22 protein-coding genes are annotated in these 25,352 nt (G+C 71.7%); 9 read left to right on the top strand and 13 right to left on the bottom strand.

Annotated elements, in window-relative coordinates:
• Window positions 1-6 precede the first annotated feature (6 nt).
• From K5S26_RS17495 to sufB, 8 genes are all read right to left on the bottom strand, one after another.
• The gene (locus K5S26_RS17495) at window positions 7-981 is read right to left on the bottom strand and encodes a siderophore-interacting protein (protein WP_221860597.1); all 975 of its coding nucleotides are present in this window, start codon (window positions 979-981) and stop codon (window positions 7-9) included.
• A gap of 51 nt (window positions 982-1,032) precedes the next feature.
• A complete protein-coding gene (locus K5S26_RS17490) occupies window positions 1,033-2,445 on the bottom strand; it encodes an MFS transporter (RefSeq protein WP_246604212.1) in 1,413 nt (470 codons plus the stop codon).
• Complete coding sequence (locus K5S26_RS17485; RefSeq protein WP_221860595.1) at window positions 2,442-3,596, bottom strand: MalY/PatB family protein; 1,155 nt, start codon at window positions 3,594-3,596, stop codon at window positions 2,442-2,444. The genes K5S26_RS17490 and K5S26_RS17485 overlap by 4 nt, the downstream gene beginning before the upstream one ends.
• A 157-nt stretch (window positions 3,597-3,753) precedes the next feature.
• The gene (locus K5S26_RS17480; RefSeq protein WP_221860593.1) at window positions 3,754-4,083 is read right to left on the bottom strand and encodes a metal-sulfur cluster assembly factor; all 330 of its coding nucleotides are present in this window, start codon (window positions 4,081-4,083) and stop codon (window positions 3,754-3,756) included.
• Between the two features lie 9 nt (window positions 4,084-4,092).
• On the bottom strand, window positions 4,093-4,863 hold the full coding sequence (gene sufC / locus K5S26_RS17475) for a Fe-S cluster assembly ATPase SufC (protein ID WP_221860592.1): 771 nt from the start codon (window positions 4,861-4,863) through the stop codon (window positions 4,093-4,095).
• Between the two features lie 2 nt (window positions 4,864-4,865).
• Window positions 4,866-5,192 (bottom strand): non-heme iron oxygenase ferredoxin subunit, encoded by a 327-nt coding sequence (locus K5S26_RS17470; protein WP_221860590.1) that lies wholly within the window; start codon window positions 5,190-5,192, stop codon window positions 4,866-4,868.
• Window positions 5,189-6,406: a Fe-S cluster assembly protein SufD gene (gene sufD / locus K5S26_RS17465; RefSeq protein WP_221860588.1), complete on the bottom strand. Its 1,218-nt coding sequence runs from the start codon at window positions 6,404-6,406 to the stop codon at window positions 5,189-5,191. Before sufD ends, K5S26_RS17470 begins: the two co-directional genes overlap by 4 nt.
• A 36-nt stretch (window positions 6,407-6,442) precedes the next feature.
• Window positions 6,443-7,861: a Fe-S cluster assembly protein SufB gene (gene sufB / locus K5S26_RS17460; protein WP_221860586.1), complete on the bottom strand. Its 1,419-nt coding sequence runs from the start codon at window positions 7,859-7,861 to the stop codon at window positions 6,443-6,445.
• A gap of 289 nt (window positions 7,862-8,150) precedes the next feature.
• On the opposite strand from sufB, the gene K5S26_RS17455 reads away from it, so the two are divergent.
• Window positions 8,151-9,251: a COX15/CtaA family protein gene (locus K5S26_RS17455; protein ID WP_221860584.1), complete on the top strand. Its 1,101-nt coding sequence runs from the start codon at window positions 8,151-8,153 to the stop codon at window positions 9,249-9,251.
• Window positions 9,252-9,260: 9 nt separating this feature from the next.
• Here the strand turns inward: K5S26_RS17455 and K5S26_RS17450 are convergent, their stop codons facing one another.
• On the bottom strand, window positions 9,261-9,773 hold the full coding sequence (locus K5S26_RS17450; RefSeq protein WP_221860582.1) for a YbhB/YbcL family Raf kinase inhibitor-like protein: 513 nt from the start codon (window positions 9,771-9,773) through the stop codon (window positions 9,261-9,263).
• Between the two features lie 191 nt (window positions 9,774-9,964).
• On the opposite strand from K5S26_RS17450, the gene K5S26_RS17445 reads away from it, so the two are divergent.
• Entirely contained in the window at window positions 9,965-10,414 is a 450-nt protein-coding gene (locus K5S26_RS17445; protein ID WP_221860580.1) for a hypothetical protein, read from the top strand.
• A 13-nt stretch (window positions 10,415-10,427) separates the two neighbouring features.
• On the opposite strand, the gene K5S26_RS17440 is transcribed toward K5S26_RS17445, so the two are convergent.
• From K5S26_RS17440 to K5S26_RS17430, 3 genes are all read right to left on the bottom strand, one after another.
• Window positions 10,428-11,891: an MFS transporter gene (locus tag K5S26_RS17440; protein ID WP_221860578.1), complete on the bottom strand. Its 1,464-nt coding sequence runs from the start codon at window positions 11,889-11,891 to the stop codon at window positions 10,428-10,430.
• Window positions 11,892-12,021: 130 nt separating this feature from the next.
• Complete coding sequence (locus K5S26_RS17435) at window positions 12,022-13,329, bottom strand: SLC13 family permease (RefSeq protein WP_221860576.1); 1,308 nt, start codon at window positions 13,327-13,329, stop codon at window positions 12,022-12,024.
• Between the two features lie 55 nt (window positions 13,330-13,384).
• Window positions 13,385-14,530, bottom strand: coding sequence for a homoserine dehydrogenase (locus K5S26_RS17430; RefSeq protein ID WP_246604211.1), 1,146 nt, complete (start codon window positions 14,528-14,530; stop codon window positions 13,385-13,387).
• Between the two features lie 414 nt (window positions 14,531-14,944).
• Between K5S26_RS17430 and otnK the strand changes: the two genes are divergently transcribed.
• Genes otnK through K5S26_RS17415 form a run of 3 tightly spaced genes read left to right on the top strand, consistent with a single transcriptional unit; the run spans window position 14,945 to window position 17,675 of the window.
• Window positions 14,945-16,174, top strand: a complete 1,230-nt coding sequence (otnK, locus tag K5S26_RS17425) for a 3-oxo-tetronate kinase (protein ID WP_221860574.1) — start codon at window positions 14,945-14,947, stop codon at window positions 16,172-16,174.
• The gene (locus K5S26_RS17420) at window positions 16,171-16,818 is read left to right on the top strand and encodes a class II aldolase/adducin family protein (RefSeq protein WP_221860572.1); all 648 of its coding nucleotides are present in this window, start codon (window positions 16,171-16,173) and stop codon (window positions 16,816-16,818) included. Before otnK ends, K5S26_RS17420 begins: the two co-directional genes overlap by 4 nt.
• Before the next feature lie 14 nt (window positions 16,819-16,832).
• Entirely contained in the window at window positions 16,833-17,675 is an 843-nt protein-coding gene (locus tag K5S26_RS17415) for a DeoR/GlpR family DNA-binding transcription regulator (RefSeq protein WP_221860570.1), read from the top strand.
• 60 nt (window positions 17,676-17,735) lie between these two features.
• Here K5S26_RS17415 and K5S26_RS17410 read toward each other — a convergent pair whose 3' ends face one another.
• On the bottom strand, window positions 17,736-18,668 hold the full coding sequence (locus K5S26_RS17410; protein ID WP_221860568.1) for a heme o synthase: 933 nt from the start codon (window positions 18,666-18,668) through the stop codon (window positions 17,736-17,738).
• Window positions 18,669-18,931: 263 nt separating this feature from the next.
• Here K5S26_RS17410 and tkt point away from each other — a divergent pair, with 263 nt between their 5' ends.
• Genes tkt through zwf form a run of 4 tightly spaced genes read left to right on the top strand, consistent with a single transcriptional unit; the run spans window position 18,932 to window position 25,327 of the window.
• Window positions 18,932-21,028, top strand: coding sequence for a transketolase (gene tkt, locus K5S26_RS17405; RefSeq protein WP_221860565.1), 2,097 nt, complete (start codon window positions 18,932-18,934; stop codon window positions 21,026-21,028).
• Window positions 21,025-22,146, top strand: a complete 1,122-nt coding sequence (gene tal, locus K5S26_RS17400) for a transaldolase (protein ID WP_221860562.1) — start codon at window positions 21,025-21,027, stop codon at window positions 22,144-22,146. The genes tkt and tal overlap by 4 nt, the downstream gene beginning before the upstream one ends.
• The gene (locus K5S26_RS17395) at window positions 22,143-23,756 is read left to right on the top strand and encodes a glucose-6-phosphate isomerase (protein WP_221860560.1); all 1,614 of its coding nucleotides are present in this window, start codon (window positions 22,143-22,145) and stop codon (window positions 23,754-23,756) included. The genes tal and K5S26_RS17395 overlap by 4 nt, the downstream gene beginning before the upstream one ends.
• Before the next feature lie 23 nt (window positions 23,757-23,779).
• Window positions 23,780-25,327: a glucose-6-phosphate dehydrogenase gene (gene zwf, locus K5S26_RS17390; protein ID WP_221860558.1), complete on the top strand. Its 1,548-nt coding sequence runs from the start codon at window positions 23,780-23,782 to the stop codon at window positions 25,325-25,327.
• Window positions 25,328-25,352 lie beyond the last annotated feature (25 nt).

The following is a 25,352-nucleotide window of genomic DNA, read 5'->3' as shown; positions in this document are numbered from 1 at the left end:
GCGCGGTCAGCCCGTGCGCTCGGCGATCCCTCGACGCCAGTAGCCCATGAAGGCGACCCGACGGCGGTCGACGCCGTGCCCGGACACGAGCAGTCGGCGCAGCTGCTTGATGGTCGCCGCCTCGCCCGCGATCCAGGCGTAGAACTCCCCGTCGATCGGACCGTCCTGGCCGGTCCCGGGGCTGTCCCACAGCAGCTCGCGATCCACGTCGACGTCTGCGAGCACCTGCGGCCGCGGCGCGGCGGCGAGCGACAGGATCTCGCCGCTCTCGGCGGCCCACGCCGTCACGGCCTCGATGAGCCCCTCCCCATGCTCGCGATCGGGCAGCCCCTCCCGCTCTTGAGAGATCCAGCGCACGTCGGCGTGGGCGGGCGCCGCGAAGACGCCCGTGTCGGCGCGGCTCGGCACCTCGACGAACACATCCGCCACGCGATCGGCGGGAAGGGCGTCGAGGATGCTCGCGATCGCCGGCACCGCGGTCTCGTCCCCCACCAGCAGCAGGCGGGAGGCGTTCGCCGGCTGCCAGTCGATGCCGGTCCGAGAGTGCGGGCTGCGCTCGTCCGGGCCGACGATCACCAGCTGCTCGCCGACGCGCGCGCCCTCCGCCCATGTGCCGGCGGGCCCGGCGTCGTGGTGCACGACGAAGTCGATCGTCAGCGCTCGGGCGTCGGGATCGATCCGCCGCACCGTGTACGTCCGGAAGGGGTTGCGCTGCTCGTCGTCCAGCGCCCGCCACGCGTCGTACCAGCCGCCTTCCGCCCGGCGCGCCTCGTCGTCCTGCCCCACGTCGCAGAGGGACCCGTCGGCGAAGGGGAACAGCACCTTGATGCGCTGGTCGAGGCCCGCCGTGCCGAAGTGGACGAAGTCGTCGCACGCGAAGACGATGCGCGCGAAGTGCGGGGTCAGGCGCTCCACCGATTCGACGATCGCCCGGTACGGCCGGTAGGCGGGACGGACGAGGGGCTCGGCGGTGCTGGTCACGGGCAGCCAGTCTACGCAGGTAAGGCGAGCCTCAGCTACCTTCCCCGGGCGCTAGCCCAGCTCGCGCGCGTGCCCTAGCCGGAGGCCCGGCAGCAGCGCGAGCAGCGTCAGCACCGCCGCCACAGCGAAGACGACGGCGAACTCCGCTCCGCTTCCGCGCAGCGCGGTGAAGACCAGGCCCATGACGGCGATCGTCGCCGACGCGCCCACCGAGTCGCTGATCTGCAGCGCGGAGGAGTTGAACCCCTGGTTCGCCCCGCTCGAGTACGCGAGCGTCAGCACCGTGAGGCGGGGGTACATCAGCCCCATGCCGAAGCCGGCGAACGACCAGCACAGGATCGGCACGGCCGGCGGCAGCCCCAGCAGCACCGTGAGGCCGCAGGCGACCGACGCCGTCAGCAGCAGGGCGACCCCGACGACGGCGATGCGCGCGTTGCCGATCCGGTCGCCGTGACGGCCCGACACGTGGGCGCTGACCGCCCAGGCGATCGCCGCGGCCGTGAGACCGAGGCCCGCGAGCGAGGCGGAGAAGCCGAACCGGTCGATCAGCAGATACGGCACGTACACCTCGGCGCCGAACAGAGCGCCGGCGATCAGGCCGCGCATCAGGATGACGCTCGGCAGCCCGCGCCCCATCCGCAGCGTGCGGCGCGGCAGCAGCGGCAGCACCGCCACCCCGATCACGACGACCGACGCCGCGGCGACGATCCAGCCCGCTCCCGGTGACACCGACGCGCTCAGCTCGCCGGCGAACCCGAGCGCGAGCGCGGCACCCGCCACGACGGTCGCCAGGGCGAGCCGGCGTGCGACACCCGGCACGTGCACCGCGGCGGTGTCGCCCGACAGCCCCCGCAGCCGCGGCGCGATCATCGCGATCGCCACGACCGTGAGCGCGGCGAGCCCGGCGAACACCCAGCGCCAGTGCAGGTGCTCCGTCACCAGACCTGCCAGCAGCGGGCCGACCAGGGACGGCACGACCCACGCCGCCGAGAACGCCGCCATCACCCGGCCGTGCAGAGCGGGGGCGTACATCCGGGCCACCACCACATACAGGGCCACGACCTGCGCCCCGGAGCCGAGGCCGGTGATGAGACGGCCCACCACCAGCACCTCCATCGTGGGCGCCGCCGCATCGATCAGCAGTCCCGCGACGAACAGGCCGACGGCCGTGTACAGCGGCGCCACCGGGCCCGACCGGTCCGACCAGGCACCCGCCGCGACCATCCCGATCACGCCGGTGGCGAGCGTCCCCGAGAACGCGAGGGCGAACAGCGCGTCACCGTCGAGATCCGCGCTCACGATCGGCATCACCGTCGTCAGGGCCAGCGACGTCAGCGCCGCGAGGAAGATCAGCGCGACCGACCCGACCGTCACCCAGGCGACGCGCGGATCCCAGATCGACGCGCCCTTGTCGGGCGGCGCCATCGGGATCGGCCCGGAGAACCCGCGTGGATCGATGCTCATCGGGCGAGCGCGCCGATGCGCGTCACGGCCTCGGTGAGGATCTCCGGCCCGGTGCCGTAGTTGATCCGCACATGCCCGCGCCCCTCGTCGCCGAACAGCGGCCCGAGGTGCAGCGCGACCCGTGCCTCGCGCAGGATCCTGACGGCGGGGTTGTCGCCCCAGCCCAGGGCGCTCAGATCGACCCAGCCCAGGTAGCCGGCCTGCCCCGGCGCGTACCGGGCGCCCGGCACGTGCTCGGCGAGCAGGTCCCGCAACAGGAAGCGGTTCAGGTCGAGACGCGCGACGAGGGCGTCGAGCCAGCCGTCGCTCTCGTCGAAGGCAGCGACCGCGGCGATCACGCCGAACAGCGACGTCCGCCACTCCACCTCGTCCGGCAGCGCGGCGACGATGCGAGCCGGCGCCTCCGCCGCCGTGACCGCGAACGCGCACTTCAGCCCGGCCAGGTTGAACGCCTTGCTCGCGCTCGTCAGCGCGAAGCCCACCTCGGCCGCCTCCGGGGCGGCGTCGAGGAACGGCGTGAACCGGGCACCGGGCAGCGTGAGGGGCGCGTGGATCTCGTCGCTGATGATCCATCCGCCGTGCCGATGGGCGATGCGGGCGAGCTCGGCGAGGGTCGCGCGGTCATGCACCGTGCCGGTGGGATTGTGGGGGTTGCAGAGCAGCATGGCCTTCGCACCGCGCGCGAAGGCGTCCTCGATGCCTCCGAGGTCGAGGCGCCAGCCGTCGCCCTCGCGCAGCAGGGGCACCCGCACCGCCTCGGTGCGCGACTCCTCGTTCACCGCGAAGAACGGCGGGTAGACCGGCGGCGTCACGATCACACGATCGCCGGGATCGGTCACCGCGCGCAGCAGCTCGGCGACCCCCATCATCACGTCGCACGTCGTGCGCACCCGGGCGGGATCGACCGTCCATCCGAAGCGGCGCTCCGCGAAGCTCGCGAAGGCCTCGGGCAGGCGCGTGCGCGGGGGCGTGTATCCCGTGTCGCCGCGTTGCACCGCCGCCGTCAGCGCCTCGGTGATCGCCGGCGCCAGCGCGAAGTCCGTCTCGGCCACGAACAGCGGCAGCACGTCCTCGGGATACCTCGCCCACTTCGTGCTGCTGCGGCGTCGAAGCTGGTCGAGGGGAAGGGCGTCGAGGGGGGTGGTGCTCACCCGATCGAGCCTACAGACGACAGAGGGCCCGGGGTCTCCCCCAGGCCCTCCGTGCACGTCACACGCGATCTCAGATCGCGCGGTGCTCGATACGCGATCTCAGATCGCACAGTGCTCCATACGCGATCTCAGATCGCGCAGTGCTCTATACGCGATCTCAGATCGCGAAGCCCAACGCCCGCATCATGTCCCGCCCGTCGTCCGTGATCCGCTCCGGACCCCACGGCGGCATCCAGACCCAGTTGATGCGGAACCGCTCGACGACCTCGTCCAGCGCCTGCGCCGTCTGCTCCTCGAGCACGTCGGTGAGCGGGCATCCGGCGCTCGTGAGCGTCATGTGGATGATCAGGGCGTCGTTCTCGTCGTCCCAGGCGAGGTCGTAGATGAGGCCGAGGTCGACGACGTTCACCCCGAGCTCGGGGTCCATGACGTCCTTGAGCGCCTCGGTGACCTCGTCGTACTTCTCCGGGGTGAGCGTCGCGGTCATGCGGCGATCCTACGCCTCGACCGGCTCGCCGGGGGCGAAGTAGCCCTCGTAGCCCTCGTTCTCGAGGCGCTCCGCGAGCTCGGGGCCGCCCTCCTCGACGACCTCGCCCTTGACCATGACGTGCACGAAGTCCGGCTTGATGTAGCGGAGGATGCGCGTGTAGTGCGTGATGAGCAGCACGCCCAGGCCGGTGCTCTCCTTGGCGCGGTTCACGCCCTCGGACACGATCTTCAGCGCGTCGACGTCGAGGCCCGAGTCGGTCTCGTCGAGGATCGCCAGCTGCGGCTTCAGCAGCTCCAGCTGCAGGATCTCGTGACGCTTCTTCTCGCCGCCGGAGAAGCCCTCGTTGACGTTGCGCTGAGCGAACTTGTCGTCCATGCGCAGGTTCTTCATGCCCTCCTTGACCTCCTTGGTCCAGGTGCGCAGGGAGGGGGCCTCGCCGTCGATGGCGGTCTTCGCGGTGCGCAGGAAGTTCGTCACCGTCACGCCCGGGATCTCCACGGGGTACTGCATCGCGAGGAACAGGCCGGCGCGGGCGCGCTCGTCCACCGCCATCTCGAGCACGTCCTCGCCGTCGAGCGTGATCGTGCCGCTCGTGACGGTGTACTTCGGGTGGCCGGCGATCGTCGACGCCAGGGTCGACTTGCCCGAGCCGTTCGGGCCCATGATCGCGTGGGTCTCGCCGGAGCGCACCGTCAGGTTCACGCCGTTGAGGATCGGGGTCGTGCCTTCATCGGTCTCCACCGTGACGTGGAGGTCGCGGATCTCGAGGACAGCCATGTTCAGATTTCCTTCTTGCGTGTGGGGTCGATGAGCACGTCGTCTCCGTCGATCTCGACGACGAAGACCGGGACGGGCTCGTAAGCGGGGAGGTTCAGGGGCTTGCCGGTGCGCAGCGAGAACGCCGAGCCGTGGGCCCAGCACTCCAGCGTGTCGCCCTCGACGAAGCCCTCCGACAGGGAGATGTCGCCGTGGGTGCAGGTGTCGCCGATGGCGTGCACCTCGCCGGCGGAGTCCAGCACGAGCGCGATCGCGACGCCCGAGACGTCGACCTTGAGCGGGGTGTCCTGCTCGAGGTCGCTCAGGGCGCAGACGCGGGTCGCGCTCACGCCGCGGCTCCCTCGGCCAGCTCCTTCTCGATGAGCGCTGTCAGCTCCTCCTCGAGCGAGGGGATGCCGATCTTCTGCACGATCTCCGAGAGGAAGCCGAGCACCACGAGGCGTCGGGCCTCGTCCTCGGCGATGCCGCGAGCCTGCAGGTAGAACAGCTGCTCGTCGTCGAAACGGCCGGTGGCCGACGCGTGGCCGGCTCCCTTGATGTCGCCGGTCTGGATCTCGAGGTTCGGGATCGAGTCGGCACGCGCGCCGTTGGTGAGCACCAGGTTGCGGTTCGCCTCGTACGAGTCGGTGCCGGTCGCGCCGGGGCCGATCAGCACGTCGCCGATCCAGACGGTGCGGGCGCTCTCGCCCTGCAGCGCACCCTTGTAGAGCACGTCGCCCGTCGTCTCGACGCCCTTGTGGTGCAGGTAGACCTGGCTCTCGAGGTGCTGGCCGGAGTCGCTGAACGCGAGGCCGAACATCTCGCCGTGCGAGCCGGCGCCCGACAGCTCGAGGTTCGGGTTGACCCGCACCACCCCGCCGCCGAAGCTGACGACGACGTGACGCACCGAGGCGTCGCGGTCGACGCGGGTCTGGTGCGCCGCCGCGTGCACCGCGTCGTCCGCCCACTGCTGCACCGAGACGACGGTCAGGCTGGCGCCGTCCCGCGCGATGATCTCGACGTTCTGGGCGTACCGCGCGGAACCCGTGTGACGGAGCACGACCGTCGCCTTGCTGTGCTCGAGCGCCTCGATCACGAGGTGACCGTCGGCGCGGCGCTCCGCGCCCTGGCCCGTCAGCTCGACCACGATCGGCGCGTCCACCTCGGCCTCACGGGGGACGCGGATGTGCAGCGCCTCCGTGGCGCCCTGCCAGGCGAGCGCGGCGGGAAGGTCCTCGGGCACGAAGAACTCGCCGCGCGGCGCGTCGTCGGCCTTCAGCGGCTCGCCCACGTACTCGGCTCCCGCCGCGACCGTCACGGTCACGCCGTCGCCGGACTCGGCCGGCTCGAACAGCGGGGCGAGACGCGCCACCGGGGCGTGCTTCCAGTTGACCTCGCGGCCCGTGGGGCGACCGAAGTCGCCGGGCTCGTACGAGCGCAGCCGCTCGGAGCGCGTCTGCACCGGCACGGTCGTGCCGGACTCCGCGGCGGCCACCTGTGCCGCCGGGTCCACGTGGGCGTGCGTGTCCTGCGCCGTCTCCGGCGCCGTCGTCGACGTCGTCATCTCAGGCGACCAGTCCTCTCATCGTCAGATGAAGGGTCATCCGACACTACCTTCCATGCCCATCTCGATGAGCTTGTTGAGCTCGAGGGCGTACTCCATGGGCAGCTCGCGCGCGATCGGCTCGATGAAGCCGCGCACGATCATCGCCATCGCCTCGTCCTCCGGCATGCCGCGCGACATGAGGTAGAACAGCTGCTCCTCGCTCACCTTCGAGACGGTCGCCTCGTGGCCGAGCTGCACATCGTCGACGCGGATGTCGATGGCCGGGTACGTGTCGGAGCGCGAGATCGTATCCACCAGCAGGGCGTCGCAGCGCACGGTGTTCGCCGAGTGGTGGGCGTTCGCGTCGACGCGGACCTCGCCGCGGTAGCCGGCGCGACCGCCGCCGCGCGCGATCGACTTCGACACGATCGACGACTGCGTGTAGGGCGCCATGTGGATCATCTTCGCGCCGGCATCCTGGTGCTGGCCCGGTCCGGCGAACGCCACCGACAGGGTCTCGCCCTTGGCGTGCTCGCCCATCAGGAAGATCGACGGGTACTTCATCGTGACCTTCGAGCCGATGTTGCCGTCGACCCATTCCATGGTCGCGCCCTCGTGCGCGACGGCGCGCTTGGTCACGAGGTTGTAGACGTTGTTCGACCAGTTCTGGATCGTCGTGTAGCGAACGCGGGCGTTCTTCTTCACGATGATCTCGACGACGGCCGAGTGCAGCGAGTCCGTCTTGTAGATCGGGGCGGTGCAGCCCTCGATGTAGTGGACGTACGAGTCCTCGTCGGCGATGATCAGGGTCCGCTCGAACTGCCCCATGTTCTCGGTGTTGATCCGGAAGTAGGCCTGCAGCGGGATCTCCACGTGGACGCCCTTCGGCACGTACACGAACGACCCGCCCGACCAGACGGCCGTGTTCAGCGCCGCGAACTTGTTGTCGCCGGAGGGGATGACCGTCCCGAAGTACTCCTCGAAGAACTCGGGGTGCTCGCGCAGCGCGGTGTCCGTGTCCATGAAGATGACGCCCTGCTCCTCCAGGTCCTCGCGGATCTGGTGGTAGACGACCTCCGACTCGTACTGCGCCGCCACGCCGGCCACGAGACGCTGACGCTCGGCCTCGGGGATGCCGAGCTTCTCGTAGGTGTTGCGGATGTCCTCCGGAAGGTCCTCCCACGACTGGGCCTGCTTCTCGGTGGACCGCACGAAGTACTTGATGTTCTCGAAGTCGATCTCGCTGAGATCGGCGCCCCACGTCGGCATCGGCTTCTTGCCGAACAGGTCGAGACCCTTCAGACGGGTCTTGAGCATCCATTCGGGTTCGCTCTTGAGCGCGGAGATGTCCCGCACGACGGCCTCGTTGAGGCCGCGCTTCGCGCTGGCGCCCGCCGCATCGGGGTCGTGCCAGCCGAACTCGTACACCCCCAGACCTTCGAGCTCCGGGCGGTCGATCAGCACATCCGACATGGCGTCACACTCTCCTCTTCAGGCCTCAGACGGTGTCAGCCGCTCCGGCGCCCCTTCCGGCGAGCCGGGAGGGATGTCGTAGTGGGCCTTCAAACGAGACGCGAGGAACTCGCGCCTAGACTTGGAGCGGCGCCGCGAGGGTCCTCGCGCGCATCCGCTGCATCAACCGATTCTACAGGCTCCGCCCCTCACGGGGCTCCGTCCGCGCCCGAGCGCAGCGGTCCGCCCGCCGCTCCCCGCACGGCCGTGCCGGACCCGCCGCACGGGGCCACCAGGAGGCTTCACCCGCATGTCCGCCGACACCGCCGCTCCCCCCGCCGCGCCCGCCGCCCCCGCGCCCGCCGTGCTCGGCCGCCCGCTGCGCGTCCTCGCCTGGCTCTCGTTCCTCGCCGAGGTGCTGATCATCGGCACCGGCGGGGCCGTCCGGCTGACCGGATCGGGCCTCGGCTGCTCCGAGTGGCCGCTGTGCACGCCGGAGTCGATCGTGCCCACCCAGGACCTCGGCATCCATGGCTTCATCGAGTTCGGCAACCGCACGATGACCGGGGTCGTCGGCCTGCTCGCGCTGGCGGTGCTGGTCCTCACCCTGCTGCGCCTCGGCGCGCGCCGCCAGCTCGCCGTCGTCGGGTGGTTCGCGCTCGGGGGGCTCGTCGCGGCCGGCGCCGTGTACGCGATCGCGAACGCGTTCGGAGCGCCGGCCTTCGTCCTGGCCGTCACGACCGCCCTGCTGGCCTGCGTCGCGGCCGCCTACGTCACCGTCCGCGCCGTGCGGGCCCGCCGCGAGCTCGTCACGCTGGCCTGGCTCGTCGTCATCGGCGTCGTCGCGCAGGGGCTCGTGGGAGGCATCACCGTGCTCACGGGGCTCAACCCGTTCATCGTCGGCTTCCACTACACGTCGTCCGTGGTGCTCGTGTGCGTCACCGCCGCGTATCTCGTGCGCGCGTACGCCGTCGCCGGTCCGCGCGAGCGCGCCGTGCCGCTGTGGTTCGCCGTCGTCACGCACGTCACGACCCTGGTGCTCGCGGTGACGATCGCGTTCGGCGTGCTGACCACCGGGAACGGCCCGCACTCGGGCGACGCGGACGTGATCCGCACGGGCTTCGACGCCACGGTCCTCGCGCACGTGCACGCCTGGCCGGGCTACGTCCTCCTCGCCCTCGTGCTGGTGCTCGCGGTGGCGGCGTGGATGCGGCGGCTCTCCCCGCGCCGCTGGCTGGCGGCCGTGCTCGTGGTCATCGCGGTGCAGGTCGCGGTCGGGGTCGTGCAGGCGCGCAACGGCCTGCCCGAGCTGCTCGTGGGCATCCACATGGTGCTCGCCGCGCTGTCCGCCGCCGCCTTCACGGTGGTCGTCCTGCGCCTCAAGCGTCCGGTGGCCGCACCGGCGGAGTAGACCCGGCCGTCAGTCGTTCGTCGCCGTCGGCACCAGGATGCCTCGGGCGAGCGAGTGGAAGTGCCGGTTGAACCCGAGCACCGCCGGCGTCGCGCCGTCGGGGAGGTCGAGGCTCTCCACGTCCAGCGCGTCGACGACGAAGAAGTAGCGGTGCAGCCCGGTTCCGGGCGGCGGGGCCGCGCCGATGTAGCCCGCGACGCCGGCCTCGTTCTTCAGCGCGATGCCGGCCTCGGTGCGCCCGGCCGCGAACGACGTCACGTCGGCGGGGATGTCGTACACGGCCCAGTGCCAGTAGCCGGATCCGGTCGGCGCATCGGGGTCGAAGCACGACAGCGCATACGACCGCGTGCCCTCGGGGGCGCCCGACCAGCTGAGCTGCGGCGAGGTGTCCGCGCCTCCCCCCGCCGATCCCCACTGCGCGCGCGGCAGCGGCTGGCCGTGCGCGATGTCGGTGCTGGTGAGGGTGAGCGGCGCGAAGTCCCGCAGGGTGGCGAGCTCGGCGTACGGGTCATACGAGAACATGGACCCTCCTTCCGCCGCCAGGCTATCGCCGGCGCGGTCGCCTGACCACGGCACCGGCCGCCGGATCGCGACCGCACGCGCGCCCAGCGGATGCACAGCCATCGCATCGGGGCCGCATGGGATCGGCGGGGAGGGTGGGTGGCCGCCGAACCCGGCACCACCCGGCACCCCGGTGCCCTACGAGGAGGAACATGACCAGCCCCCGCACCCTGCCCGCCCCTCGCCCGCTGCTGCGCCGCAGCATCCCGTTCTGGCTGCTCTTCGCCGGATCGGCCGGCACCCTCGCCTCCGGCATCGCGCTGACGGTGCCGAACATCGACACCATGACCTCGACCCTGCTGGACAACACGGCCACCGGCGTCGAGGTGTACTCCGGGCAGGCATGGGTGACGCTGGGCGCCGCGCTGGCCGGCGCCGGTGCCATCGGACTGGCGCTCACGCTCGCCCTGGCCGCCGCGTCGTCCCTGATCCCCCGTGCCTCTGCCGCGGGGCCCGCCCCGGTCGAGGACGAGCCCGTGGCGGAGGACGAGTCCCCGGCCGACGAGCCCGTCGTCCCGGAGACGAAGGACGCCGCCGAGGCGCCGGAGAAGCCGGTCGCCGAGGATGACGTCGTCGACCCCGCGCCTACGACGCGGGGCTGATCGCGATGGCGCCTCAGGCCTCGCCCGGCGCGTCGCCCGCGCGACGTCGCTGGGCGAGGTCGGCGATGCCCGCCGCCAGCGCCAGCGCGAGGAACGCACCCACGGACGCCATGCCCAGCGCGTACCCGTCGTGGTACGCGACGAGATCGGCGACCTCGCCGCGCTCGCGGTACAGCGTCGAATAGAAGAGCGACAGGGCGATCGCCATCCCGATGGCCGAGCCGATCCGCTGCCCGAGCTGTCCGACCGATCCGGCGAGGCCGGCCTGCCGCACCGGCACCTCGGAGAACATCAGGGTCTGATTGGGCGAGATCACGAAACCGCCACCGATGCCGCTCACGATCATGATCGCCGCCATCACGGGGCCGACGGCCCCCGGCGGCAGCAGGAGAGCGGCGAGGACCATGCCGGCCACCCCTACGAGCATCACCGACACCCCGAGCACGACCAGGCCCCGGCCGCGGCGGGCGACGAGGCGGCCGCCCAGCCAGGATGAGACCGAGCTCGTGAGCGCGAAGCCGATCGTCACGAAGGCCGCGGTGAGCGCGGTGAGCTGCACGCCGGACTGAAGGAACAGCGTGGTGAGCAGGAACATCGCCGGCATGGCCGCGAAGTAGGCGGTGCCGACGACCGCCCCGTTGCGGAACGAGGGCACCGCGAACAGGCTCAGCGGCAGGAGCGGAGCCTTGCCCCGCGCCTCGTAGCTCCGCTCCCAGAGGACGAGGGCGATCAGCAGCACGGCGAACCCGGCGAGGCTCCACCACCGCTCCGCCGGGTCGTCCGGCGCACCGGTCGTGAAGAGGAAGGGCAGCATGAGCGCCAGCACGGCGCCGCCGAACAGCACGATCCCGACGGGGTCCAGGGTGAGTCGGCGCCCCGAGCCGCGATCGCGCGGCAGCAGCCGCAGCGCGAAGACCACGGCGATCGCGCCGAGCGGCAGGTTCATCCAGAAGATACCGCGCCAGCCGTCCGCCACCCCGCCGATCGCGATGGAGAGCCCGCCCACCATCGGCCCGAACGCCGTCGCGAGGCCGATGGTCGCGCCGAACAGGCCGAACGCCTGGCCGCGCTCCTTGCCGGGGAAGAGCTGCTGGATCAGCCCGATCACCTGCGGCATGTGGATGCCGGCCGCGATGCCCTGCACCAGCCTGCCGACCAGCAGCACCTCGGCGTTCGGCGCCAGCGCGCACAGCACGCTCGCGAGGGTGAACAGCGTGAGGCCGCTGACGAAGAGCGTGCGGCGCGACCGCTGGTCGCCCACGCGACCCATCGGCACGAGCAGCAGCCCCATCGCGAGCACGTACCCCGACAGCACGAGCTGCAGCTCGGTCGACCCGACCTCGAAGGCCTGCTCGATCGAGGGCAGCGCGACGTTGACCTTGGTCATGTCGAGGATGGTCAGGCTCGCCACGCCGGCGCAGACCCAGAAGGCCGGCCACCGTCGCAGGGCGCCGGCTTCCGGCTCTGTCGCAGTCATCGCGAACACGCTACCTCCCGTCGGCGTCGCACGGGCGCTCCGCGGCCGTCGGACGACCCGTGCCGGCATGCGAGAGGCCCCGCTCCCCACCGCATGAGGGCGGCGGAGCGGGGCCGGGGTCGCGCGGCGCCTAAGCCCAGAGGAACGGCACGACCATCGTGGCCAGGGTCACCACGGGGCCGATGACGACCATCGACAGCCCCCAGATCGTCAGGTTCCGGTTCACGCGAGGGCGGTCCTCCTCCACCGTCGACGCGACGATCGTCGCGCCGGTGGTGCCGAACGGCGCGCAGTCGACCAGCGAGGCCGAGATCGCCAGGGCGTAGATGAAGCCCGTCGTCTCGAGCCCGCCGCCCGGGATGAGGAGCGGAACCGCCAGGGGGATCAGCGCGCCGATGATGCCGATGGTCGACGCGAAGGCCGACACGAGCGCGGCGATCACGCAGATGACGAATGCCGCCACGAGCGGCTGGCTCACCGAGCGCGCGGCCTCGCCGAGCTGGTCGATGGCGCCGAGGCGCGTCAGCACCTCGACGTAGGTGATGATGCCGCCGAGCAGCAGGATCGTGCTCCAGTCCACACGGCCGATCGCCTTGCGCCCCACACCCGGGTCGATGAGGGCGATGATCACCGCGATGGTCAGCGCCACGACACCGAGGTTCACGTCGACGTCGAGCTGCGTGAGCAGGAAGAAGCCGCCGATCAGCACGAGGATCGACACGATCACCGTGGCCTGGAGGGCCGAGAGCCGGGTGCGGGTCTTGGTCGCCGTCTGCACGGCGCCCCCGCCCGTCGACGACGCGGATCCGGTCGAGCCGTCGCGCCCGCCACGGGAGCGGGCGATCAGCTCGCGTCCGCCGAACATGAAGAACGCCGCCGCGACCACCAGCGCGTTCACGCCGACCGACAGCGCGAACATCAGGCCGGCGTTGTAGGGCAGGTCGGCGGACGATGCCACCGTCTGCACCGTGATGCCGACGATGCTGGTCGGGGCGAGCGCGCCTCCGACGATCGCCGAGCTCATGGCGATGCCCATCATCGTCGAGTTGATCCGGTGGCTGTGCGCCAGGCTCATCGCGATCGGGACGACCGCGAACGCCGCGTGGGAGGTGCCGAGGCAGGCGACGGCCGTGGCGATGAGCCACAGGCCCCAGGGCAGCAGAGCCACCCGGTCCCCGATGAACTCCAGCGAACGGTCCACGAGCCAGTCGATGGTGCCGGTCTCACGGGCGATGCCGAACAGATACGTGATGCCGAGCAGGATCACCAGGGCGTCGACGGGGAACCCGCCGAGCACATCGTCGAGCCCCTCGCCGACCACGCCGATCCCGACGACGAAGGCGGCCACGAGCGCGAGGGCGCCCATGTGCACGTTGCGCAGCGACGAGATGGCGAACACCGCCGCCAGGCCGATGAGGGCGATGATCTCGGCGGTCACGACGCGCGCTCCCCTCGGGCGAGAGCGCGCTGCGGCGCTCGCCTGGTGCAGATCGTCATCGATTCACTCCGTTCGTGTGTGCGGTGCGGGCGACGCCCGCGCGATATGCGTCGAGGGCGCCCGGGTCGGCTCCCTCGACGTCGTCGAGGCCGATCAGCTCGCCGGCGGCCACGGGACGGCGCAGACGCGCGCCGTCCAGCAGGTAGTACGGCGCCGCGGCGGCGTCGGGGGCGATCATCACCGGCGCGACGCCGGCGATCTCGTGATGGTGGCCCGTGACAGCGAACGGCGTGCCGGCGGGCAGCTCGTCCGTGGCCCTCGCGGCCAGCAGGGTCGTCCATCGCGCCGGCCTGGCGGGCGCACGGTCGACGGCGGCGTGCACCGTCAGCGGCGTCTCGACGCCCATGTAGTGGTACGGCCAGTACACGCAGGCGTAGCGTCCGTCGCGGCTGAGCACGTGCCCCTTGCCGCGGAGCGTGTCCCAGGTGAGGCGGTCACCGGTGCGCACGACGGCGAAGACGCCGCCCGCGAAGCTCGCCTCCCCCGGCAGCCGCAGAGCGGAGAACACGTCCACCACGCCGTCGCGGGCGACGAGGCCGCCGTCCGCGCGGGCGGCATAGACGTCGGCGAGCTCGTCGATCCGCGCCACGGGGTAGTGCATCGCCTCCACGTCCGCCGGCATCCCGATGCGGCTGGCGACGACGGTCATCTCGCACGAGTCGGCTGCGGCGGCGCGCTTCAGCCCGGACACCGCGTCGGCACGGGCAGCGAGGGTCGCACGCACGTCGTCGCCGAGCTCGAGCAGGTCGCCCAGCTCGGGAGCCTGCACCGAGACGCCGGCCTGCGTCACCGTGCCGGTGGCGGGGTCGAGCTCGAGGTCGTACTCGCCGGACTTCCCGACCGCGACGATGTCGAGCCCGACGGCGGAGACCCAGTCGAGCAGGCGCAGGAGGTTGGCCGGCTGGTCGCCGTCGCCGGGGAGGTAGCTGAGCCCGCGTTCCGCGGCGCGCGCGCTCAGCTCGACGCCGACGACGGTGTCGACCTCCTTGCTCACCATCACCACGTGCGCGCCGTTCTCCAGCGCCGACGAGGCGTAGCGGTAGCCGTGGGACACGCGGCCGCAGGCCTCGACGAGCACGTCCACCTGGGACCAGTCGACGGCGTCCGCGCCGGGGACGAGCACGATGTCCCCGGCGCGCACGCGCCGGGGACATCGTGCTCGTCCGCGTCCTGCGACTCGACGATGCGGTCGGCATCGACGCCCAGCTGGTGGAGCATGCGTCGCACGCCGTCGATGTCGGGATCGACGAGGACGGCCGGCACGATCTCCGGCGTCGAGGACAGCTGGGCGAGGAAGGTGCGGCCGTAGCCGCCGTTGGCGCCGGTCAGCGCGATGCGGATGGGGGCTCTGCCGCGAGCGGAGTGCGTGAGGATCACCGTCGTCCCGTTCTTCGTGCCCCGGCTCGGCCTTCGAGTGGGGTCCGGGCCACTGTGCCAGAGATTCCACTTTCATACAAATTTGCACCAAATCATCACATGCGGTGTGATTGTCACCGTCGGCGGGACCATCCGCCGCGCAGCGCGGGGCCGTTCCCGCGATGCAGAGAGGAGCGGCGTGCTGGGAGCGATCGCCGATGACTTCACGGGCGCGACGGATCTCGCGACGATGCTGCGACGGTCCGGGCACCGCGTGTCGGTCGTGATCGAGGACGCGGAGCTCGCGCCCGAGGAGGCCCGAGCGGCAGACGCGGTCGTGGTCGCGCTGAAGACCCGCACGGCACCCGCCGCGGAGGCGGTCCGTGCATCGCTGGACGCCCTCGGGCGGCTGCGCGGCTGGGGCGCCGACCGCTTCTATGTGAAGTACTGCTCGACGTTCGACTCCACCGACGAGGGCAACATCGGCCCGGTGCTCGACGCCGTCGGCGACGCCCTGGGCACCGCGCGCACCGTGGTCGTCCCATCGCTGCCCGCGAACGGCCGCACCGTCTACCAGGGGCACCTCTTCGTCGGCCGCGAGCTGCTCGAGCACTCCTCGATGCGCAACCACCCGCTCACCCCGATGACCCGGTCCCGCGTCGCCGACCTGCTGCGCCCTCAGACCCCCGCCGAGGTGTCCGAGATCGACCACGCCACCGTGCGCGCCGGCGCCGACGACTTGCGCGCCGCTCTCGACGCCGCCGAGGCCCGCTACGTCGTCGTCGACGCGATCGACGACGACGATCTGCGCGCGATCGGGGCGGCGACCGGGCAGCACCCCCTCGTCTCGGGCGGGTCCGGGCTCGCGCTCGGCATCCCCGGTCCGCACCGGCCGGACACCCTGTGGGCACCGCCCGCCACGGGGCGGGGAGCCGTTCTGTGCGGCAGCGTCTCACGCACCACCCTTGCTCAGATCGAGCACGCGGCCCGCACCCAGCCGGTCCGCCAGATCGACCTCGCGGCGGCGGTCGCCGACCCCGCGGCCACCGCCGCGGAGCTCGCCGCCTGGACGCTCAACCAGGACGCCGACAGCGTGCCCGTGGTCTGTGCGGCTCGCAGCCGCGACGACGTCCGAGCCTCTCTCGACGGCACCGCGGTGTCGCCTGTGGTCGAGGAGGTCCTCGCACGCACAGCGGCGCTGCTCGTCGCCGACGGGGCGGTCTCGGCCCTGGTCGTCGCGGGCGGGGAGAGCAGCGGTGCCGTCGTGCGCGAGCTCGGGGTCGGCGTCCTGCACATCGGGCCGGAGCTCGCGCCGGGCGTGTGCTGGGCGGCGGCGGAGTCCGGCGGACGGCGCATCGCGCTCGCCCTCAAGAGCGGCAACTTCGGCCGCACCGAGCTGTTCACGGACGCCTGGGAGGCCCTCGCATGAACGCCGCAGAACAGCTGATCGCCGCGGGGCGCGCCGTCGTCGAGGCCGGGCTCAGCCCGGGATCGAGCGGGAACATCAGCGTGCTCGACGGCGACCGCCTCCTCATCACCGGCACCGGTGCCTCGCTCGGCGCGCTCACGCCGCAGGCGCTGACGGAGACCGCCCTGGACGGCACCCACCTGGGCGGCGCCCGCCCGTCGAAGGAGACGCCGCTGCACCTCGGCCTGTACGCGCGCGACGAGCGCCACCGTGCGGTGGTGCACGTGCACTCGCCCCAGGCGGTCGCCCTCTCGTGCCTGGCACCGTGGCGCGAGCACAGCGCGATCCCGCCGCTGACCCCGTACTTCGTGATGCGCGTGGGCCAGACCCCGCTCCTCCCCTATCGGCATCCCGGCGATCCCGCGCTCGGCGCCGACATCCGCGACGCGCGCTGGCCGCTCCGTGCCGCGCTCCTCGCGAACCACGGGGCGGTCGTCGCGGGCGCCTCGCTGGAAGAGGCCGTCGAACGCGCGGCCGAGCTCGAGGAGGCGTGCCGCATCGCCCTGCTCACCGCCGGGCGTCCGCGCAACGAGCTCGACCCCGCACAGGTCCGCGAGCTCGCCGAGCGGTGGGACAGCCCCTGGACGCCGCCGACCATAGACTGAGCGCGGGAGGACAGATGGCACGGACGACATCGCTCATCCCGGAGCAGCGGCGGCAGCAGATCCTGCGGCACCTCCGGGCGGAGGAGGTGCTCAGCTACCGCCAGATCACGGAGCTGCTCGGCGTGAGCCAGATGACCGCCCGACGGGACGTCGCCGCCCTCGCCGAGCAGGGCCGGCTGCGCGCGACGCAGGGCGGGGCGGCCGCCATCGCGCGCCTCGACGCAGAGCCGTCGCGGGCGGACAAGGCCGTCGCCGAGCTCCCCCAGAAGTCGGCGATCGCCCGCGCCGCCGCAGACCTCGTGTCCGACTCGATGACGGTCTACCTCGACGCCGGGACCACCGTGCAGGCCGTGCGCCCCCACCTCGAGCATCGCCGCGATCTCACCATCGTGTCGAACGACCTCGGCACGCTGCTGTCGTTCCTCGACCATCCCAGTGCCGACCTGATCTGCGTGGGGGGACGCATCGACCGCGACAACCAGTCGATGATCGGCCGCCTGGCGACGATCACGCTCTCCGAGCTCTCGCTCGACCTGGCCCTGCTCTCCTCCAGCTCGTGGGACGTGCGCCACGGCGTCACGACGCCGGTCGAGGCGAAGATCGACCCGAAGCGCGCGGCGCTGGCGTCGGCGACGTCCGTGGCGCTGCTCGCCGACAGCGGCAAGTTCGGCCGGTACGCGAAGTACCGGGTGCTGGGCCTGGACGAGGTCGACACCGTGATCACCGACGCAGGGCTGCCGGTCGCCGACGCCGATCGCATCGAGGCGCTCGGCACGGAGGTCGTGCGCGCGGCGCTCGCGCCGGAAGCCCGAGACGCCGCCCGCTCACAGGCGTCTCGCGACGCCGCAGCGGGCTGACCGACCGATCCCCTCCCGGCCGCGAGCTTTCGGCGCGAGCGAAGGAGGCTCAGCGCGGCGTCAGAACGGCAGGAGCGGGTCGATCGCGACCGCGACGAACACCAGCGTCAGGTACGTGATCGAGGCGTGGAACACCCGCATCGGTCCCGGCGTCGTGCCGTCTCCGGCCGCCGCGCTCAGCACGGTGCGGTTGTAGAGCCGGTGCGACTCGTACAGGAACCAGCCGCCGAAGACCAGCGCCGACACCGAGTACACCAGTCCCATGCCCGCCACCGGGATCAGCAGCAGCGAGCAGGCGACGGTGGCCCACGCGTAGAGGATGATCTGCAGACCGACCTGGGCGCCGTTCCGCGTCGCGCCCAGCATCGGCACATCGGTGTTGGCGTAGTCGGCGGCGTACTTGATCGACAGCGGCCAGTAGTGCGGCGGCGTCCAGAGGAACACCAGCGCGAAGAGGATGAAGGCGGCCCAGTCGAGCGAGTTCGCGACCGCGGCCCACCCGATCAGCACCGGGAAGCAGCCTGCGATCCCGCCCCACACGATGTTCTGCTCGGTGCGGCGCTTGAGGATCATCGTGTAGATGACCACGTAGAAGAAGATCGCCGTGGCCGACAGCGCGGCCGTCAGCAGGTTGGTGGTGAGGAGGAACCAGCCGGTGGAGACGATCGCAAGCGTCCACGCGAACACGAGCGCGTTGCGCGGCGAGATCTCCCCCGTCACGATCGGGCGGTTCTCGGTGCGCTGCATGTGCGCGTCGATGTCCCGGTCGAGGTACATGTTGAACGCCGCCGCGGACCCGGCGCTGAGCGACCCGCCGATCACCGTGGCGAGCACCAGGCCGAGGTTCGGCAGGCCGCCCTGCGCCAGGAACATCACCGGCACCGTGGAGACGAGCAGCAGCTCGAGGACGCGCGGCTTCGTCAGCGCGACGTACGCCCGGATCTTGCGTCCGAGACCCGTCGACCTCGTGGCCTCCGGCGCGATCGTCGACATGGCGACCCTCTCCTCGTAGACCTCGTGAACGACCTTTCGATTCTAGGGCATGCCGCACGCCGCGAAGCGCCGCCGACGCGCCCGCGAGGCGCCGTCACGCTCCGTCACCCGGCACGATCCGGCGAGGGCCCCCGGGGCTATGCTGGGGTCACACGCGCGCCTCGCGCCGGCTGCTCCACCCGTGCACCCGCACGTCCGCCCCCAACGGGCGCGATCGCCGAGCGGCCCGCCGGGCGCACCACCCCACCACGAAAGGGCATCCGGTGACGGAACTGCGTTGGGATGAGATCGACAGGCGCGCCGTGGACACGGCCCGCGCTCTTGCCGCGGACGCCGTGGAGAAGGTCGGCAACGGCCACCCCGGCACGGCGATGAGCCTGGCCCCCGCGGCCTACCTGCTGTATCAGCGGGTGATGCGACACGACCCGGCCGACGTGCACTGGCCCGGGCGCGACCGCTTCATCCTGTCGGCCGGCCACTCGTCGCTCACGCAGTACGTGCAGCTCTACCTCGGCGGCTTCGGCCTCGAGCTCGACGACCTGAAGTCGCTGCGCACCTGGGGCTCGCTCACGCCGGGTCACCCGGAGTACGGCCACACCGACGGCGTCGAGATCACCACCGGCCCGCTCGGCCAGGGCCTCGCCTCCTCCGTCGGCTTCGCGTACGCGGCGCGATACGAGCGCGGCCTGTTCGACCCGGAGACGCCCGCCGGCGAGAGCCCGTTCGACCACCACATCTACGTGATCGCGTCGGACGGCGACATCCAGGAGGGCGTCACCAACGAGGCGTCCTCGCTCGCGGGCCACCAGCAGCTCGGCAACCTCGTCGTGATCTACGACGCGAACCAGATCTCGATCGAGGACGACACCAACGTCGCCTTCACGGAGGACGTGGCCGCCCGCTACGAGGCGCTCGGCTGGCAGGTGCAGACGGTCGACTGGAAGAAGACCGGCGAGTACGTCGAGGACGTCCCGGCCCTGTTCAGCGCGATCGAGGCGGCGAAGGCCGAGACCTCGAAGCCCTCGATCATCGTGCTCAAGACGATCATCGGATGGCCCTCCCCCGGCAAGCAGAACACCGGCAAGGTGCACGGCTCCGCGCTCGGCGCGGACGAGCTCGCGGCGACCAAGAAGGTCCTGGGCTTCGACCCGGAGCAGACGTTCGCGGTGGCCGACGACGTGATCGCGCACACGCGCTCGCTCTCCGAGCGCGCACAGCAGGTCAAGGCCGAGTGGCAGGAGCGGTTCGACGCCTGGGCCGCGGCCAACCCCGAGCGCAAGGCGCTCTGGGACCGCCTGCAGGCCGGCGAGCTGCCCGCCGACCTCGACGCCGCGCTTCCGGTCTTCGAGACCGGCAAGGACGTCTCGACCCGTGCCGCATCGGGCCAGGTCATCAACGCCCTCGCCGAGCGCCTTCCCGAGCTCTGGGGCGGCTCGGCGGACCTCGCCGAGTCGAACCTGACCACGATCAAGAACGCCCCGTCGTTCATCCCCGACGAGTGGTCGACCGGCGAGTGGACGGGCAACCCCTACGGCCGTGTGCTGCACTTCGGCATCCGCGAGCACGCCATGGGCGCGATCGTGAACGGCATCGTGCTGCACGGGCCCACCCGCGCCTTCGGCGGCACGTTCCTGATCTTCAGCGACTACATGCGCCCGTCGGTGCGGCTCGCAGCGCTCATGGACATCCCGAGCATCTTCGTCTGGACGCACGACTCCGTCGCGCTCGGCGAGGACGGTCCGACGCACCAGCCGATCGAACAGCTGACCGCGCTCCGGGCGATCCCGAACTTCTCGGTCGTCCGCCCCGCGGACGCGAACGAGACGGCGGCCGTCTGGCTCGAGATCCTGCGCCGCCGCAAGGGACCGTCGGGCATCGCGCTCACCCGCCAGAACATCCCCGTCTTCGAGCGGGGCGATGGCGAAGCCTCCGGCGACGCGTTCGCCTCCGCGGCGCTGGCCGCGAAGGGCGCCTACGTGCTCGCCGAGGCGCCGGGCGGCACGCCTGACGTGATCCTGATCGCGACCGGCTCCGAGGTGCAGCTGGCCGTCGAGGCGCGCGAGACGCTGGCCGCCGAGGGCGTGAACGCCCGCGTCGTGTCGGCGCCGTCGCTGGAGTGGTTCGCCGAGCAGGACGAGGCGTACCGCGAGAGCGTGCTGCCGTCGGGCGTGAAGGCACGGGTCTCGGTCGAGGCCGGTCTCGGCCTCAGCTGGCGCGGCATCGTCGGCGACGCCGGCCGCTCCGTCTCGATCGAGCACTTCGGCGCCTCGGCCGACTACAAGACCCTTTTCGAGAAGTTCGGCATCACCGCCGAGGCCGTCGTCACCGCGGCGCGCGAGACCCTCAAGGAGAACGCATGAGCACCCCCACCGCCGCCCTGGCCGCCCAGGGCGTGAGCATCTGGCTCGACGACCTCTCGCGCCAGCGCATCACGACCGGCAACCTCGCCCAGCTGATCGAGACGCGCGACGTCACCGGTGTGACGACCAACCCGACGATCTTCCAGGGCGCGATCAGCGCCGGTATCGGCTACGAGGAGGCCATCGCCGCGCAGGCGGCGGCCGGCGCATCGGTCGACGACGCGATCTTCGCGATCACGACCACCGACGTCCGCGACGCGTCGGACATCTTCCGTCCGATCTACGACGCCACGAGCGGCGTGGACGGCCGCGTGTCGATCGAGGTCTCCCCCGATCTCGCCCACGACACGGACGCGACCGTCGCCCAGGCCAAGGAGCTGCACGCCGCGGTCGACCGCGACAACGTGCTCATCAAGATCCCCGCCACCCTCGCCGGCATCCCCGCGATCACCGAGGTGATCGGCGCCGGCATCAGCGTCAACGTCACGCTGATCTTCAGCCTCGAGCGCTACGACCTCGTGATCGACGCCTACCTCGCGGGCCTCGAGAAGGCGCAGGCAGCCGGCCTCGACCTGTCGAAGATCCACTCGGTCGCGTCGTTCTTCGTGTCGCGCGTGGACACCGAGGTCGACAAGCGCCTCGCCGCGATCGGCTCCGACGAGGCCAAGGCGCTGTCGTCGAAGGCCGGCCTCGCGAACGCACGACTCGCGTACGAGCTGTTCGAGAAGCGCTTCGCGGAGAGCCGGGCGACCGACCTCGTCGCCGCCGGTGCGAACGTGCAGCGCCCGCTGTGGGCGTCGACCGGGGTGAAGGACCCGGCACTGCCGGACACGCTCTACGTGACCGGCCTCGTCGCCCCCGGCACCGTCAACACGATGCCGGAGAAGACGCTCGAGGCGACGTTCGACCACGCCGAGATCACGGGCGACACCGTGACGGCGGCCTACGCCGACGCGCACGACGTGTTCGACCGGCTCGCCGACGTCGGCATCGACCTGGTCGACGTGACCGAGGTGCTCGAGGTCGAGGGCGTCGACAAGTTCATCGCCTCGTGGCACGACCTCCAGCAGACCGTCAAGGACGCGCTCGAGGACGCTGCGAAGGGAGCGGACGCGTGACCTTCTCGATCCGCGTCTCCGGCGACGCCGAGACGGCGGTCGCGACGCATCTTCCCGCCCTGATCGCTGACTACGTCGCGTCGAGCATCACCAACCTCGACACGACCCTCTGGGGCCCCGACGCCGAGGAAGAGGCCGGCAAGCGGCTGGGCTGGGTGCAGGCTGTGACGGTCTCGCGACCTCTGGTCGCCGACATCGTCGCCCTACGCGAGGAGCTCGGCGCCAAGGGCGTCGACCGCTTCGTGCTGGCCGGGATGGGCGGCTCGTCCCTGGCCCCGGAGGTCATCACGCAGACCGAGGGCGTCGAGCTGACGATCCTCGACTCGACGGCACCCGGCCAGGTGCTCGCCGCCCTCGACGGCGGCCTCGAGCGCACGGCGCTCGTGGTGTCGTCCAAGTCCGGCTCCACGGTCGAGACCGACTCGCAGCGCCGCGCCTTCGAGGCGGCGTTCCGCGACCTGGGCATCGACCCGGCCGAGCGGATCGTGGTCGTCACCGACCCCGGCTCACCTCTCGACGAGTCCGCCCGCGCCGCCGGCTACCGCGTCTTCAACGCCGACCCGTCGGTCGGCGGCCGCTACTCGGCGCTCACCGCGTTCGGCCTGGTGCCGTCCGGTCTGGCCGGCGTCGACATCGATGCGCTCCTCGACGAGGCCGAGGCCTCGCTGCTCGAGGTCGCCATCGACGCCCCCGAGAACCCGGCGCTCGCCCTCGGGGCGGCCATCGCCGGCACGCTGACGCCCGACGGCACGTCCCGCCGCGACAAGCTCGGCCTGATCACCGACGGCACGCACATCGTCGGCCTGCCCGACTGGATCGAGCAGCTCATCGCGGAGTCCACCGGCAAGCAGGGCACCGGCATCCTGCCCGTCGTGCTGCTGCCCGTCTCCCCCGAGCTCGACACGAAGCCCGCCGACCTCCAGATCGTGCGCCTCGTGGACGACGCCGACGAGGTCGAGCACCGCCACCCGGGCGAGATCCTCGTCAGCGGCACGCTGGGCGCCCAGCTGGTGGTGTGGGAGTACGCGACCGCGATCGCGGGCCGTCTCCTCGGCATCAACCCGTTCGACCAGCCCGACGTCGAGTCGGCGAAGGTGGCGGCACGCGGACTTCTGGACGCGCGTCCGGAGCCGACCGCGCCGGCGTTCGTCGAGTCGGGCGTCGAGGTGCGCGTCAGCGACCCGTCGCTCGCGACCGGCGGAACGGTCCAGGCCGTGCTCGACGCCCTCTGGGCGGCGCTGCCCGAAGACGGCTACGTGTCGATCCAGGCCTACGTGAACCGTCTCGAGGTCCCGCAGCTGCAGGGCCTGCGCGAGATGGTCGCCGCCGACTCCGGCCGGCCGACCACGTTCGGCTGGGGGCCGCGCTTCCTGCACTCCACCGGTCAGTACCACAAGGGCGGGCCCGCGCAGGGCGTGTTCCTGCAGATCACGGAGCGCACGGAGACGGACGTGGAGATCCCCGATCGTCCGTTCACGTTCGGTCAGCTGATCGAGGCGCAGGCCGCCGGCGACGCGGCGGTGCTCGCGGAGCACGGCCGTCCGGTCGTGACCCTCACCCTCACCGACCCGCAGGCCGAGGTGCTGGCGCTGTTCGAGGCCGCGCAGTAAGGCGACAGGGAGAACCTCACTCGATGACCGTTAAGATCTCGCGCGGCGTCAACCCGCTGCGCGACCCCGGCGACCGCCGCCTCAACCGCATCGCAGGACCCAGCGCGCTGGTGATCTTCGGCGTGACGGGCGATCTCTCGCGCAAGAAGCTGATGCCCGCCGTCTACGACCTCGCGAACCGCGGGCTGCTTCCTCCAGGCTTCGCGCTCGTCGGCTTCGCGCGCCGCGACTGGGAGGACCAGGACTTCGCGCAGGTCGTGCACGACGCCGTCAGGCAGTATGCGCGCACGGAGTTCCGCGAGGAGACCTGGCAGCAGCTGCAGCAGGGCATCCGGTTCGTGCAGGGCGAGTTCGACGATCCGGCGGCCTTCCGCCGCCTCCGGGAGACCGTGGATCGGCTGGACGTCGATCGCGGGACGATGGGCAACCACGCGTTCTACCTCTCGATCCCGCCGAAGTCCTTCCCGATCGTGGCTCAGCAGCTGCTCGAGTCGGGCCTCGTCGAGGACAAGCCCGACGACAACCGCTGGCGTCGTGTGGTGATCGAGAAGCCGTTCGGGCACGACCTCGCCTCCGCGCGGGAGCTGAACGACTCGCTCGAGGCGGCCTTCCCGGCCGACTCGATCTTCCGGATCGACCACTACCTCGGCAAGGAGACGGTCCAGAACATCCTGGCCCTGCGGTTCGCCAACGAGCTGTACGAGCCGATCTGGAACCGCAACTACGTCGACCACGTGCAGATCACCATGGCCGAGGACATCGGCGTGGGCGGACGCGCGGGCTACTACGACGGCGTGGGCGCTGCCCGCGACGTCATCCAGAACCACCTCCTGCAGCTGCTGGCGCTGACCGCGATGGAGGAGCCCATCAGCCTCTCGGCCGAGCACCTTCGGGCCGAGAAGGAGAAGGTGCTGGCGGCGGTGCGCCTGCCCGACGACCTCGCCACGGCGACGGCGCGCGGGCAGTACGCCGGCGGGTGGCAGGGCGGCGAGCTGGTCTCGGGCTTCCTCGACGAGGACGGGATGAACCCCGGCTCGACGACGGAGACCTACGCGGCGATCAAGCTGGAGATCAACACCCGCCGCTGGGCCGACGTGCCGTTCTACGTGCGCTCGGGCAAGCGGCTCGGGCGTCGCGTGACCGAGATCGCCGTGGTCTTCAAGCGCGCGCCGGAGCACCTCTTCTCGCGCGGGCAGACCGCCGAGCTCGGGCAGAACGCCCTCGTGATCCGCGTGCAGCCCGATGAGGGCGTGACCATCCGCTTCGGCTCCAAGGTGCCGGGCAACGGCACGCAGGTGCGCGACGTCACGATGGACTTCGGCTACGGCCACGCGTTCACGGAGGCGAGCCCCGAGGCGTACGAGCGGCTCATCCTGGACGTCCTGCTGGGAGACCCGCCGCTCTTCCCCCGCCACGAGGAGGTCGAGCTGTCGTGGCGCATCCTCGACCCGGTCGAGGAGTACTGGGCGTCGCTCGGCGGTCCGCTCGAGCAGTACGAGCCCGGCTCGTGGGGCCCCTCGGCGGCGGACGAGCTGCTCGCCCGCGACGGGCGCGTCTGGAGGAGGCCGTGACGGCCGTCGGCGCCCTGCGGCGCCG

This window comes from Microbacterium marinilacus, from assembly GCF_019753765.1.
Lineage (GTDB): Bacteria > Actinomycetota > Actinomycetes > Actinomycetales > Microbacteriaceae > Microbacterium > Microbacterium marinilacus.
Note: the sequence above shows the minus strand (reverse complement) of the source record. Positions and strands in the feature narration are given on the sequence as shown.